Annotated in this window: 15 protein-coding genes and 1 other annotated feature; of the genes, 4 read left to right on the forward strand and 11 right to left on the reverse strand. The window is 45.1% G+C overall.

Going from position 1 to position 14,159, the window contains the following annotated elements; translation table 11 throughout:
• Positions 1 to 76 precede the first annotated feature (76 nt).
• A complete protein-coding gene (locus GLV97_RS13865) occupies positions 77 to 742 on the forward strand; it encodes a TerC family protein (RefSeq protein ID WP_160889897.1) in 666 nt (221 codons plus the stop codon).
• Between the two features lie 61 nt (positions 743 to 803).
• On the opposite strand, the gene spxA is transcribed toward GLV97_RS13865, so the two are convergent.
• From spxA to GLV97_RS13905, 8 genes are all read right to left on the reverse strand, one after another.
• Positions 804 to 1,199: a transcriptional regulator SpxA gene (gene spxA, locus GLV97_RS13870; protein ID WP_128523517.1), complete on the reverse strand. Its 396-nt coding sequence runs from the start codon at positions 1,197 to 1,199 to the stop codon at positions 804 to 806.
• Between the two features lie 284 nt (positions 1,200 to 1,483).
• Positions 1,484 to 2,077: a GNAT family N-acetyltransferase gene (locus GLV97_RS13875; protein ID WP_160834923.1), complete on the reverse strand. Its 594-nt coding sequence runs from the start codon at positions 2,075 to 2,077 to the stop codon at positions 1,484 to 1,486.
• Positions 2,078 to 2,359: 282 nt separating this feature from the next.
• Positions 2,360 to 3,571 (reverse strand): putative glycoside hydrolase, encoded by a 1,212-nt coding sequence (locus GLV97_RS13880; RefSeq protein WP_160889898.1) that lies wholly within the window; start codon positions 3,569 to 3,571, stop codon positions 2,360 to 2,362.
• 174 nt (positions 3,572 to 3,745) lie between these two features.
• Positions 3,746 to 4,684 carry an ABC transporter ATP-binding protein gene (locus GLV97_RS13885; protein ID WP_160834921.1) on the reverse strand — a complete coding sequence of 313 codons (939 nt, stop codon included), beginning with the start codon at positions 4,682 to 4,684 and terminating at the stop codon, positions 3,746 to 3,748.
• Positions 4,681 to 5,742 carry an ABC transporter ATP-binding protein gene (locus tag GLV97_RS13890; protein ID WP_160834920.1) on the reverse strand — a complete coding sequence of 354 codons (1,062 nt, stop codon included), beginning with the start codon at positions 5,740 to 5,742 and terminating at the stop codon, positions 4,681 to 4,683. Before GLV97_RS13890 ends, GLV97_RS13885 begins: the two co-directional genes overlap by 4 nt.
• Before the next feature lie 16 nt (positions 5,743 to 5,758).
• Positions 5,759 to 6,889, reverse strand: a complete 1,131-nt coding sequence (opp3C, locus tag GLV97_RS13895) for an oligopeptide ABC transporter permease (RefSeq protein ID WP_160889899.1) — start codon at positions 6,887 to 6,889, stop codon at positions 5,759 to 5,761.
• A 6-nt stretch (positions 6,890 to 6,895) separates the two neighbouring features.
• The gene (gene opp3b / locus GLV97_RS13900; RefSeq protein WP_160889900.1) at positions 6,896 to 7,822 is read right to left on the reverse strand and encodes an oligopeptide ABC transporter permease; all 927 of its coding nucleotides are present in this window, start codon (positions 7,820 to 7,822) and stop codon (positions 6,896 to 6,898) included.
• Positions 7,823 to 7,990: 168 nt separating this feature from the next.
• A complete protein-coding gene (locus tag GLV97_RS13905; protein ID WP_160889901.1) occupies positions 7,991 to 9,673 on the reverse strand; it encodes a peptide ABC transporter substrate-binding protein in 1,683 nt (560 codons plus the stop codon).
• Between the two features lie 416 nt (positions 9,674 to 10,089).
• On the opposite strand from GLV97_RS13905, the gene GLV97_RS13910 reads away from it, so the two are divergent.
• Positions 10,090 to 10,452, forward strand: coding sequence for a DUF3899 domain-containing protein (locus GLV97_RS13910; protein ID WP_202410651.1), 363 nt, complete (start codon positions 10,090 to 10,092; stop codon positions 10,450 to 10,452).
• A gap of 56 nt (positions 10,453 to 10,508) precedes the next feature.
• Positions 10,509 to 10,707: a binding site (T-box leader), on the forward strand.
• A gap of 77 nt (positions 10,708 to 10,784) precedes the next feature.
• Entirely contained in the window at positions 10,785 to 11,786 is a 1,002-nt protein-coding gene (gene trpS, locus GLV97_RS13915) for a tryptophan--tRNA ligase (RefSeq protein ID WP_160889903.1), read from the forward strand.
• A gap of 26 nt (positions 11,787 to 11,812) precedes the next feature.
• Here the strand turns inward: trpS and GLV97_RS13920 are convergent, their stop codons facing one another.
• Together GLV97_RS13920 and GLV97_RS13925 are read right to left on the reverse strand one after the other, a co-directional pair.
• The gene (locus GLV97_RS13920; RefSeq protein WP_160834914.1) at positions 11,813 to 12,574 is read right to left on the reverse strand and encodes a YjbA family protein; all 762 of its coding nucleotides are present in this window, start codon (positions 12,572 to 12,574) and stop codon (positions 11,813 to 11,815) included.
• A gap of 90 nt (positions 12,575 to 12,664) precedes the next feature.
• A complete protein-coding gene (locus GLV97_RS13925) occupies positions 12,665 to 12,865 on the reverse strand; it encodes a hypothetical protein (RefSeq protein WP_160834913.1) in 201 nt (66 codons plus the stop codon).
• A 155-nt stretch (positions 12,866 to 13,020) separates the two neighbouring features.
• Between GLV97_RS13925 and GLV97_RS13930 the strand changes: the two genes are divergently transcribed.
• Positions 13,021 to 14,031: an LCP family protein gene (locus GLV97_RS13930; RefSeq protein WP_160889904.1), complete on the forward strand. Its 1,011-nt coding sequence runs from the start codon at positions 13,021 to 13,023 to the stop codon at positions 14,029 to 14,031.
• Positions 14,032 to 14,073: 42 nt separating this feature from the next.
• Here the strand turns inward: GLV97_RS13930 and GLV97_RS20360 are convergent.
• On the reverse strand, positions 14,074 to 14,159 hold an 86-nt coding region (locus tag GLV97_RS20360; protein WP_160889911.1), incomplete at its 5' end, for an IS3 family transposase.

Below are 14,159 nucleotides of genomic sequence, written 5' to 3' on the forward strand. Positions count from 1 at the left end.
TGTAGTGAAGCGGGTTGATTTTCAATTTTAGCTTATTACCAATGGTTTGTCACTACGTAGCAGGAGGATTTTTTTCATGAACTGGGACCTTCTTGAACCACTCTTCATCATTATCAGCATCGATATTATTCTCGGCGGTGATAATGCGGTTGTCATCGCTCTGGCCAGCCGGAACCTGCCTCCGGAACAAAGGAATAAAGCAATTTTATTCGGTACAGGACTTGCGATTGCCGCAAGGGTCCTGTTGACGGTGGTTGCTCTTTATCTTCTCCAAATTCCCTTTCTTCAATTAATCGGAGGGCTGCTTCTTTTTTACATTGCCTTCAAACTGCTGACGGATACCGAGGAAACCGACCACATCAAGGCGGGTGACAGTCTTGCGGCGGCTGTAAAAACCATTGTGTTCGCTGATATTGTCATGGGGTTTGATAATGTACTGGCCATTGCCGGTGCTTCCCACAACAATATCCTCCTGGTCATCATCGGCCTGCTCGTTTCCGTTCCTATCATTGTCTGGGGAAGTCGGATCATCCTTCAATTGATGGACAAGTTCCCCCTGCTCATTTATTTCGGGGCCGGAATATTAGCTTATACAGCTGCGGAAATGGTAAAAGAGGATCGGTACATGATGCAGTATATGGAAGATATTCCATATATCCATCAATGGTTCGCTGTAATTATGGTCATTATCATTATTACTTTAGGGTATTGGATAAATAAACGAAAAGGAACGGCGATTTGACAATATTCAAGCCTAAAATAAAAACTGCGGCAGCCTGAGCTGTCGCAGTTTTTATTTTGTATTAATTAACGAGACGTTGAGCTTCTTTTAACTGGAATGTACGCACACTGCGTGGAAGGAAACGACGAATTTCGTCTTCATTATAACCGACCTGCAGACGCTTATCATCAATGATGATCGGGCGGCGCAGCAATCCCGGGTTTTCCTGAATCAGATCAAAAAGATCCTGCATTGGAAGCTGATCGAAATCAACTTTCAACTTCTGGAATACCTTGGAGCGTGTTGAGATAATTTCTTCCGTTCCGTCCTCAGTCATGCGAAGGATTTCCTTGATTTCATCCAGTGTAAGCGGCTCAGAAAAGATATTTCGTTCCGTATAAGGAATGTCATGCTCTTCCAACCAAGCCTTGGCCTTTCGACATGATGTACAACTTGGTGAGGTATAAAGTGTAACCATACAGAAACTTCACTCCTCAAATATTTTATGGTAGAGATTCAATTGCTTCTTTTTTTATAATCAGTACAATCTGTACTATGGTTATACTATAACACAGTTGTCAAGTTTTTTCTATATCTATACGAACATATGTTATGAAAAGCAATCATTTTATGGTTCTTCTCCCCTTATACCACCTGTATGGAAGGGTTAAACATCAATTGCGTATTTTTTCTTATCCTCTGGTTTATCAACTACCAGGCCTCCATTGAAAATACCCGCTGTGATCGCAGCGGGTATTTCTCTCAGGTCCGGCTCGTTTTACCGAGTTCGTCCAGAATATCTTCTGAGTCCCTTTCCTCATCATGGGTCAGCACTTCCTCAACCGGCTGATAGGATTTCCCATAAAACTGTTCATCCTTATACGTATGGATTTCCGTGTACATTTTCTTCATCTGCTCATAAATCTGCTCTTCAGATGCATCATCCGGTGACCAGTAGAGAATTTCCATACTGTTCACTTCATTGGTTACAACAGAACGCCGGGTGTATCCAATGGATTGGGCATGTGTAAAACCTTCCCTTTGATAAAAACGAAGACGCGCCTCCGTATCAGAGTCTTCGTAATCCACAGGTTCTACCTCAAGGATGATGGGTTTCCCTTTCGCCTTCATCTTTTCAATGAGCTTATGCCCGAGTCCCTGCCCGCGGGCGGCCGTGGAAACGTATACATAATCGATGAACAGAAAGCTGTCGAATTCTGCATACATCAGGACATGGTACTCTCCTTCATCTTTATAGTAGACATCGCTTTTTTCTTTTAATAAAGCTTCCATGTGTTCTTTTGACTTCATTTCCTCAACCGGGAAATATTCGTTCAACTTTTCATACCAATTCATTGATCTACTCCCTTATCATTAGTCCCTTCTATTATACCGGAGATTCATACCGTTGTTAAATGCCCGGGATATACAGCCGCAGCTGCAAATCGATTGCATATTCATTACTTACGTTATTCCCCCCGGCCACTGCCATTAACCCTGAAAATAAATACCGCCTTTTCCAGATTGAATAAGAAAGCAACCGGACCTCCATTGGTGGCCGAAGGAACATGGGGACGCGGCAGGCAAAGAACGTTCCCAATAAACAAAAAAAAGACCGGGAGTCCCCCGGTCTTCCATTTAGTTCATCGGTGTGTAGTCAACACCTTTCGTGTAGTTGTTTCCTGCATTCCATAGAAGGAATTCGTCAATACCGTTTTCATTCAAAGCTCTGATCTGAGCCTCTACTTCAGCTTTCCCATACTGTTTCGTCGGACCTGAGTACAGCCACGGTGCTTCGAAATCCTGAAGCCATGGGCGGGAGGTCGGAGCAGGGTCAAGCTTCCCTAATACTTCGTTCTCCACTTTAGCATATTCATTAATCAACTTATAAGGCTCGGCATCCGGTTTGGAAATTCCGAAGTACGGCCCCCAGTGACTTGGATAAATCATCGACGAAATAACGTCTACGTTGGAAGATATTTTCGAGAAGTTCTGTCCAATGTTTGGAGCTTCTTCGATCGTAGCCGAATATCCGAAAATATCAACGGAGACATCGACACCATAATACTCCAGTTCGCTTCGGGCAAACTCTACAAAGTCGGTCACAGCCTGCACCCGTTTCTGAACATTATCCAAATCCATGTCGGCGTATTTGCCCTGACCGTAATCGAGCTGTTCATCGCGGCTTCCGAATCCTTCCGGGAAGCGGACATAATCATATTGAATTTCTTCAAAACCCATCTCCGCTGCTTTTTTGGCAAGTTCTACGTTGTATTCCCACACTTCTTCCATAAACGGGTTAACGAAGGCTTCTCCCTTACCGTTCTTCCATACCTGTCCATTTTGTGTGAAGGACAGATCCGGACGTTTCTCCGCCAGCATACTGTCTTTAAATACTACAACCCGGGCAATCGGATAAATGCCCTTTTCCTCGAGCTCTTTCAGCATTTTCTCGGGATCATCAATAAACGATTCAGCTACATCGGCATAAGGCGAACCCTCTTCGGGCTGGAAGGTGATGTTTCCGTTGTCCTCTTTAATATCGATGACCATCGCATTGAGTTCCGTATCCTCCACCAATTTAGTCAGCTCGGGCATTTTAGCTCCGCCAGCTGAAGGACCGGTAACGTAGATCCCCCGCACCGCATCCGGATAGTCAAAGTTCAAACCGGAATCGTATGTAAATCTTGCTGCAGGGCTTGGAACAGCCAGTTCCTTTAAACCAATCTGTTTTTTCGTAAACGTACCGGCGTCTTTTCCATCTGCTGCTTCTGCACTATGTACTGGACTTATCATGCCCACAAGAAGGATACCTGTGAAAATCATGATCCAGAGATTTCTTTTCCCCATTTCATCCTGCTCCTATCCTATTATGTCTCTTATTCATTATAAAAGAGGAAGCTTCGTTATAACAATAACGATATCCACTTTCCTGAAAAAAACTGGAAGAATGCTTCCTTTTTCCTATAAAAGCGGAGATTCATGAAAAAGACTCTGTCTATGAAGACAGAGTCTTTTTCATCCTTATCTACCCGTACCATGTTCTCTTTGATACTGTTCAAATTCCTTTGTTGTACAAAGGACAAAGTGTCCAGGTCGTACTTCGCGGAATTCAGGTTCCTCACTTGTATCGTGCTGACTCGGATCATACGTAAAACGTTCACGGGAACGCTCATAGTCCGGATCAGGAAGCGGGATCGCAGAAAGAAGGGATTGTGTATATGGATGGATCGGGTGCTTATACAGCTCTTCAGCATCCGCAAGTTCCACCATTTTACCAAAGTACATGACCCCGATCCGGTCACTGATGTATTTCACCATAGACAGATCGTGGGCGATAAATAGATATGTCAATCCATTTTCTTTCTGCAGCTTCTTCAGCAGGTTGACGACCTGTGCCTGAATAGAAACATCCAGAGCAGAGATCGGCTCGTCCGCAATGATAAAGGAAGGGTCCACAGCGAGCGCCCGGGCAATTCCGATCCGCTGACGCTGACCGCCACTAAATTCATGAGGGTAGCGGTTGGCGTGTTCCTTGTTTAAACCGACCGTTTCAAGCAGTTCGTGCACTCTTGCTTTTCTTGCTTTCGAATCTTTTGCCAGGCCATGAATATCCATTCCCTCTGCAATAATATCCTCGACCTTCATACGCGGGTTCAAGGAGGCATAAGGGTCCTGGAAAATCATCTGCATTTCCCTGTTGAACTTCTTCAACTGGTCGCGGGATTTTTTCCCGTGTACATTCTCACCGTTGTAAAGGACCTCCCCATCTGTAGCGTCATACAAACGGATGATGGTACGCCCGGTTGTGGATTTTCCACAGCCGGACTCCCCTACAAGGCCGAAGGTTTCACCCTTGTAAATATCAAAATTCAAGCCGTCCACAGCCTTTACAACGCTGTGGCGTCCGGTTTTGAAGTGCTGTTTTAAATTTTTAATTTCTACTAATTTTTCCTGACTCATCGTTGTTCACCTTCCGAACCGCCGGATGTTTTCGCCATACCTTCCATGCGTTTCTTCACTGCAGCTGGAGGATCGATATCCGGAGCATTTTCATGAAGCAGCCATGTGGCAGCGTAATGAGTATCGCTTACCTTGAACATTGGCGGCTCCTGTTCCAAATCAATTTTCATCGCATACTCATTCCTGGATGCGAAAGCATCCCCCTTCGGAGGATTAAGGAGATCTGGTGGAGAACCTGGAATGGCATAAAGCTCTTCATCTTCGCTGTCCAGAGAAGGCATGGAACCTAGAAGCCCCCATGTATATGGGTGTTTCGGATTGTAAAAGATATCATCCACCGTGCCGACTTCTACAATTTTACCCGCATACATCACCGCCACGCGGTCGGCGACGTTGGCCACAACACCAAGATCATGGGTAATGAAGATCGTAGCTGAATCTGTCTTCTTCTGAATATCCTTCATCAATTCAAGAATCTGCGCCTGGATCGTTACATCAAGAGCAGTGGTCGGCTCATCGGCAATCAACAGTTTAGGATTGCACGCAAGAGCGATCGCTACAACCACACGCTGTCTCATTCCACCTGAGAACTGGTGAGGGTATTGCTTCATACGGTTCTCCGCATCCGTAATTCCAACGAGTTCAAGAAGCTCCACGACACGTTTACTTGCCTGCGGCTTACTCATTTTCTGGTGCTTGATCAACCCTTCCATGATCTGGTTCCCAACCTTCATGGTAGGGTTCAGGGAAGTCATCGGATCCTGGAAAATCATGGATATTTCCTTCCCGCGGATTTTCTGCATCTGCTTATCCGACATTTTAGCAAGGTCTCGTCCTTCAAAAAGGATTTCCCCCTGCTTAATGCGCCCTGGAGGCATTGGAATCAGCTGCATCAGCGCTTTAGTCGTTACGGATTTTCCGGAACCCGATTCTCCCACAATCGCTAAGGTTTCCCCTTTATTCAAATCGAAATTAACCCCACGTACAGCTTTTACTTCACCGCCGTAGGTGTCAAAGGATACATGTAAATCTTTTACTTCAAGTAACTTATTTTCCATTGGTTACACCTACCTCCTATTCACGCATCTTCGGATCAAACGCATCACGCAGACCATCTGCTAAGACGTTAAAGGCAATCATAATTAAGGAAATGACAACTGCCGGGAACAACAAGATGTGCGGATAAATCTGCAGCGACTGGAAACCGGCATTGATCAACGTACCCAGTGAAGCCATCGGCGTCGGCAGTCCCAGACCAATGAAGCTTAGGAACGCTTCAAAGAAGATCGCTGACGGGATGGAGAACATCGTATTGATGATAATCAATCCGAGAACGTTCGGAATCAAGTGCCTTTGTAGAATCCGGCTGTCTTTAGCACCGAGAGTGCGTGAAGCAAGAACGAATTCCTGGTTTTTCAGTTTCAATACCTGACCACGGACAATCCGAGCCATTGCTATCCAGCCGGCTATCGCTAGAGCGATCGTAATCGACAGGATCCCCGGCTCTAAAATCAAGATCATTAATATGACTAAAACTAGATTCGGAATACCAACAAGGATTTCAATAATCCGCTGCATCACGTTGTCGACACGGCCGCCGTAATAGGCAGAAATACCACCGTAGGCAACCCCGATCAACATATCAATCGCGGCAGCGAGGAAGGCAATGTACAAGGATACACGTGTCCCCATCCATGTACGCGTCCACTGATCACGACCGAGACCGTCGGTACCAAACCAGTAGTTTTCCTGAATATCCTTAGCTGCATACACATCGTACGTCGCTCTTACCTGTGCCTGCTCTCCATTTGAACCATCATTTACAACTTCAGTTTCGATATAATCTTCCTGGTTATTAAAGCGCATCAACGCTTTGGACTGCGCCTGCTCAAGCGTGTCTGCTGATTGGACGTCGGACAACGTCCCATCCATACCCAGCCATCCAAGGCCTTCTACCTTCGGAGGCATTTTGGAGCGTGACAGATCCTGCTCATATACGCCGTAATCATTTAAATACGGACCGAAAATCGCAAGCAGGGTTAATATAACCAGTACGGCCAGTCCAATCATCGCTCCGACATTTTTACGGAGACGGATAAAGGAGTCCTGCCAGAAGGACAGGCTCGGCCGGGTAATCTTTTCACTTTCAGTATCTGTGGTATCCACAGGAACAAATAAATCTTTATTTGGTTTATGGTTTTCCATAAATGACTACTCTCCTTCTGCCAGTCGGATTCTAGGATCAATGACTCCATAAAGCAGGTCGATGATCAGGATAATGATGATGAACATGAAAGAAAGCAATAGGGTCGTTCCCATAATGATTGGGTAATCATTCACATTAATCGCTTTTACAAACTGCTCACCGATTCCCGGTACTGCAAAGATGTTCTCGATAACGAGGGAACCTGTCATCAAACTGATGGCCAATGGGCCTAAAACCGTAATCAACGGGATCAAAGCGTTACGAAGACCGTGCTTGAAAACGACACCGACTTTGTTGACCCCTTTGGCACGGGCAGTCACGATATAATCGGAACCCATCACCTCAAGCATTTCTGTTCTCATAAAGCGGGCGGCAATTGCAATTGGGAAGATGGCCAACGAAGCGGTTGGTAGAACGGTATACTCCCAGCCTTCCCATAAGGCAACTGGAAACCAGCCAAACTTAACTCCAATATAAAACTGCAGAAGTCCTGCAAATACAAAGGACGGTATCGACTGCCCCAGCACGGCAAGGAAGGTGGATGTGTAATCCATAAAACCATTGTGATAAATGGCAGATACCAAGCCGAGCAGCATGCCAAGAATGACTCCAATGACCATAGCCTGGACACCAAGCTGCATGGATGGACCGATTCTTTCCATGATGATGGTGGAAACTTCACGGTTATCGAATTGGAAGGAAATCCCCAGATCCCCTTGAACGAGGTTAACCATGTAGTTAAAATACTGAATCGGCACTGGATCATCCAGTCCGTACTTTTCCAAAACTACCTGTTGTTGTTCTTCTGATAATTTATCTGCAGCACTTAGGGGAGTACCTGGTAAAAACTTCATCAGGAAGAACGTAAAGGTAGCAATTAAGAACATCGTTATAATCAAGTAAATGATTCGTTGGATAATATAACGAGTCATATTGAACACCTCCATTAGATAACAAACTGTCTGTTTCACATTTAAATTAACTGAAAGTTTTTTATAATCAGAATAATAGCTTGACAGGGAAAAAGAGAGCATACGCCAACTCGTTGGACATATACTCTCTCCCCTATTAGCAAGCCTATATGTGGTTGGAACTGGTGATTATTTACCTTCGATATAAGCGTACTTGTACGTGTAATCAGGACCCATAGGCTGAACCATTACACCTTTAACATACGGCTTCCAAAGCTGAGCCTGTGCACGCTGATAAAGTGGAGCCAGTACAGCATCCTCTTCAATCAACAGTTTTTCTGCTTCTAGGAAAGTTTCGAAGCGCTCAACTGGTTCTTGTGCAAGTTCATTATTCGCTTTTTCGATCATGCCGTCGTACTCGTCACTGGAGTAGCCTGTGTGGTTGTTACCACCATCAGTCACCCACATGTTCAGGAATGTGTTCGGGTCAATATAGTCAGGACCCCATCCAGCATTCTGGATGTCATATTCCATGTTCTTGTCGCGCTCGATACGCTCTTTAAATGGTACAGACGTTACTTTAACTGTCAGTCCTTCAAGGTTTTCAAGCTGATCTTTCAGGTAGGCGTCCATTTCAAGGGCCGTTTCTGTGTCTCCGCCAAGGTATTCAAGCTCTACAGAATCCATGCCTTCTTCTTCTTTCGCCTCGTTCCAAAGCTTCTTCGCTTCCTCAACATTGGTTTCTACAAGCTCACCGTTGATTTCGCGGAAGTCTTCTTCCGTTTCAGGGTGTTTCACGAAGTTACCAGGAACATCTCCACCAGCAGGGATGGAACCGTTGTTCAAGATCACATCAATCATGCTTTGACGGTCGATAACCATCTGGATTGCTTTACGTGCTTTTACGTTGCTCAGCATATCGCTTTCCTGGTTCATCTTCAGATAGAAAAGTGTCGGCTCTTCTTTGACACTGAACTCATCAGAAGTGCGGTACTGATCAACAAATTCAGAAGTCAAGTTTACACGGTCAACTTCACCTGTATCATACAAGTTTACCCCTGTAGCTGTTTCTTTAACAACTTTTACATTGATCTCTTCAAGCTGTACATTTTCTGCATCCCAGTAGTCTTCGTTCTTTTCAAGCTTCCAGCCTTCACCGTGGCTCCATTCAGTAATAACGAACGGTCCGTTGGAAATAAGGTTTTCCGCTTCAAGTGCATACTGCTCGCCTTTATCCTCAACGAACTGCTGGTTCATTGGAAGGAATGTACCGAACGTAGTCATAGACTCAAAGTATGGAATCGGCTTTTCAAGTGTAACTTCAAATGTATAGTCATCGACTGCTTTAACGCCAAGCTCTTCCGGAGGAACATCTCCATCAGCTACGGCTGTTGCATTTTTAATGACTCCACCCATCATGTATGGACCATATTCAGATCCAGTATCAGGGTTTACTGCACGCTGCCATGCGAATACGAAGTCGTTCGCAGTGACCGGGTCGCCGTTTGACCAAACAGCGTCTTCACGAAGAGTGAACGTCCAAGTCAGGCCGTCTTCACTTACTTCGTGCTCCGTTGCAATACCCGGCTCAGGTTGACCATTCTCGCCCAGGCGGTAAAGACCGTCTGTCGTAGAACCCAGCCATTGGAATGCAACAGCATCTGTTGCAAGCGAAGCATCCATTGTTGGAATGTCCGCTGTGTCAAGCAGGTTAAGTACTTGCTCTCCTGAAGCTTCAGAAGAACCTTCTGTGTCTGATGAGTCCCCGCTGTCTGCAGAATCAGACGAATCGTCCGATCCGCCGGAACATGCTGCGAGGAACATGCTTAGTGCCAGTGCCAGGACCAGCAGCAGCCAATTTGTCTTTTTCATCTTTGAAAATGACCTCCCCTAAAAATTTTCAAGAAATTATTGTGGTATTTTGTCCACATATCGAATTATACAAGTTTTCTAACTATTTTGCATTACCTTTTTTTAATGAAAATTTTCAAATTCCCATCATTGTTACGTTTCATTAACACAAAATAAGTCCAAATACCTAGTTTATTTTACAAAGACTTTGGAATAAACTCTAGTAATTATTAGACTTTCTGTATAAAAAAAGAGAGGTATCGACGTCTGGGTGTTATTTAATGCAGTTCTACGTCAAAGTACATGTATGATTCATGCACTATTTTGTTTTTATTTAATATTCTGTTTAATTAACAACTTTACACCACCTTCATACTTGCTCTCCATGCTATAATGATGGTTGAGTTTGTTAGAAAGGTGGAGACCTTGTGCGCATCATGAGAAATAAATGGATGATGACCGTCATTAATATCGCGGTCGTTACGTTATTATTTACCATCCTTGCCCCTGTTTATGATCTTTACCATTACATTAACCAGCTATTCTACCTGGCCTACTTCTATTTAGGGATCGGCATGCTTGCGTGGGTCACCCGGGGAGGCTTCTTTGACGGAATCACCTACGGATTCCGGCGCTTCACTAATCGAATGAGCAGAAACGGGGATTATATGGAGGACTGGAAGGATAAGCCCCTTCCTTCCAAAACGATCAACCAATCCTGGCCGCGCTTCTTCTTATTCCACGGCTGCGTGTTAATGCTGGGTTTACTTATTTTACTTCTCTTTTACTATCTTCTATAGATACTTGCGGAAATGCCCGGGTTGCGCTATAATACGAAACTACTTCAAACATAAGGTGAAAAGCTGGGAAGAAGATTAAGTACGGTTCATCTCCCCTCTCCAGAGAGGCTGTGGCTGCTGAAAACAGCTGAGGGCGTGAACAGGAATTGGGTCTTCGGAGCTTCTATAGACGTACATCGGCGTTAACGATTCGAGCGACTTCCGCTTATGCAGGCGGAGGTAATAAGGGTGGCACCACGGTCATTCGTCCCTTCCATTATTTCAGGAAGGGACGAATGGCCTTTTTTATATCCCGCTTTTCTTACTTATAAACTAAACCAGAGGTGAAGAAAATGACAAACACGATTTTTTCCGGTATTCAGCCGAGTGGGACGTTGACGCTTGGTAATTATATCGGAGCTATGAAACACTTTACAGAGCTTCAGGATGACAACAACTGTTATTTCTGTATAGTAGATATGCATTCAATTACCGTTCCTCAGGATCGTTTGGAGCTTAGAAAGAACATCCGTTCACTCGCTGCTCTATACCTGGCTTCCGGCATTGATCCTGACAAAGCGACCTTGTTCATCCAGTCTGAGGTTTCAGCACACACGCAGCTGGGCTGGATGCTCCAGAGCATCAGCTATATCGGTGAGCTCGAAAGGATGACCCAGTTTAAGGATAAGTCCGCTTCCGGTAGTAAGGACGGCGTTTCTGCCGGTCTCTTGACCTATCCTCCATTAATGGCTGCTGACATCCTGCTGTATAAAACAGATATTGTCCCGGTCGGTGATGACCAGAAGCAGCACCTTGAGCTTACACGAAACCTGGCCCAGCGCTTTAACCACAAATTCAATGACATTTTCACCATTCCGGAAGTCCGTATCCCTAAGGAAGGGGCCCGGATCATGTCCCTTCAGGATCCGACGAAAAAAATGAGCAAATCTGATGAAAACCAAAAAGGTTTCATTTCCATGCTGGATGATGAGAAGAAAATCTTAAAGAAAATAAAGAGCGCCGTAACAGACTCTGACGGAATCGTAAAATATGATAAGGAAAATAAACCAGGGGTTTCCAACCTTTTGACGATTGAATCTGCCTGCAGCGGTATCTCCATCCATGACTTGGAACTTAAGTATGAAGGAAAAGGGTACGGCGACTTCAAACAGGGGGTAGCAGAAGCGGTCATTGCCGTTCTGAAGCCGATTCAAGACCGTTATGAAAGCTTGATTGAATCAGAAGAACTGGATCATATCCTTGATCAGGGGGCTGATAAAGCTTCCTATGAAGCAGGGAAGATGATCCGCAAAGCGAAAAAAGCCATGGGCCTTGGAAGAGTGAAAAAGAAATAAACCAAAACAGCCGGAATTGAGTGATCTCAATTCCGGCTGTTCATATGTTGGGAAACTCTCTCATTCTCTCCCTGCCAGATGGTTTCAAAGAAAGGCTGTCCTTTGACCATCTTCTTACAAAGTTCTTCGTGAACCGTCGACCATCCGCTGCATGTTCCTTTATATAACCGTTCCCACGCTTCCTGGACACTGAACTGCTTGATGGACCGATATTGTCCGGGGTCCCATTCCGTCAGCCAGTAGCGTACTTCCTCTGGATGATCGGAATTCTTCAGCTGATCCAGCGCCATCATTAACAGCTGCTTCAGCTGCCGTTCCCTGCGGGTCAAGCCGGCCATTTTGCGGGGATCAAGGGATAAGATATGATGTTCCTTTATGATGTTTTTATCCATGTAGTAGGGTTCCGGTATTTTCCCCTGGACCATTTCAAAAACCAGTCGCTCCTGCCTTGGAATCAGCCGGCTTTTCTTGACGGGAAGAGTATATCCGATGGTGTCAAAAACGACGACATCCTTCCCGTTCGTCACCACCGCTGCATACTCTACTGTCTGCCGCTCCTGATTCTTTTTCATATACGTCTTCCGGTGGATATCCTGAAGCAGGGCCGGAGGCAGATCCTGAAGATCGTTTTCAATAAAATGGAACAATTCATCACTGACAAACAAAAGCGGAATCTGATCGATCAATTCAATGCCATCTTCTTTTCTCCACTCATGGAAACGGCATACGTTGTAGCCGTTCTCTTCACCTTCAAACCAGTTCACCCACAGATCATGCATGTATAACATTACGGACCCTCACTTTCAATCGGTGATCTCTTTTGGTTACATTATGACCAATACTGGCTTTTTTATTCTTTGAATCCATATTTTAGAAAATTAATCATCCATTAAAATCAGGGCCGTCGTGATGAGTAGAATTCCAAGAGGAAACAAATAGCATTCCAGGCGGGTTCGAATCAGCAGAAAAAACTCAATCCAGCTGAGACCTGCGGGAACAAAATTCAAATAGGTGATCGTAATCGTCCCTCCTGCCACGGCAAAACCGAAACCGGTTAACAGCAATAACCAATACCACACAGGCAGCCCTCCCGGCTCGTCCTCCTACAGCTATCTTATGAAGAAAAACTCCCGGAAATGCGCGGAAATGCCGAGAAATCCCAGTCTTTACAACTCTTCCATTAACAGGTACATTATTTATCAGGTACGTTTCTACTTTGAAAGGATGATGAGGTTTGAGTAATTCCCGTTCCTTGCGGAAAAAACGGATCAAGCGCCGCAGACGCAAGGGGATAATCGCACTGATCGCTTTTACACTGCTGGCCTTCAGCAGTTATACGGCTTATGAATTTTTAGCCGGGAAACACCATTCCCTTAATAATCAGACTGCATCGGCCGAGGATGCATACGCAGAAACGACGGAAAGCCGCTATAAAGATGAATTCAAGGGCGTCGACAATGGAGATGACCAGATGATGGTCCTTCTCCTCGGCATTGACCAGAGAGGTTCGGAAGTGTCCCGAACGGATACGATGATGCTCGCACAGTATGATAAGAATACAAAGAGTACGAAAGTCGTCTCTCTCATGAGAGATATGTATGTCGAGATTCCAGGCCACGGTAAAAATAAACTGAACGCCGCTTTTGCCATCGGCGGACCTGAACTTCTCCGCGAAACGATCGCGGAAAACTTCGGTATTGAAGCCGAGTATTATTCGATCATTGATTTTAACGGCTTTACTGAAATCGTAAACACCCTTTCCCCTGATGGAGTAGAAATAGACGTGGAGAAAGATATGAAGTATACGTCCGGGGACGGTTCAACAAACATTGATCTTAAGGAAGGGACTCAAACCTTATCCGGGGATGAACTGCTTGGTTACGTACGTTTCCGCAGCGACGCTTCTGGAGACTTCGGCAGAGTGGAACGACAGCAGAAAGTGATTCAGATTTTGAAGGATGAACTGCTTTCCGTACAGGGTGTGCTGAAAGCCCCCCGCCTCGTCGGGTCCATCCAGCCTTACATCGATACGAATATAAGTGGAACGAGCATTCTGAATGCAGGCAGGGATATTCTATTCCAATCTTCCGGGAGCATTGACATGATGAGTGTCCCGACAAATGATAACGTTTGGAACGAACGGAAGGAATATCCGGTCGGCCTTGTATTGAATCATGATTTTGTAGAAACCGCTCAGACGTTGGAAGAATTCTTTGAGGAAGAAAAAGAGTCCGGTGTGTCATAACTGAACTGTACCCCATAATATGGACAGTTTATAAAAAGAGCCTTAGGCAGCTAAGAGATGGCCTCGGTATTGTACCGGGGTCATCTTATTTAACTTCCACTGATATCTCTCGTTATTATATTTACTTA

It is taken from the genome of Halobacillus litoralis (genome assembly GCF_009856355.1).
Classification (GTDB): Bacteria; Bacillota; Bacilli; order Bacillales; family Halobacillaceae; genus Halobacillus; species Halobacillus litoralis_B.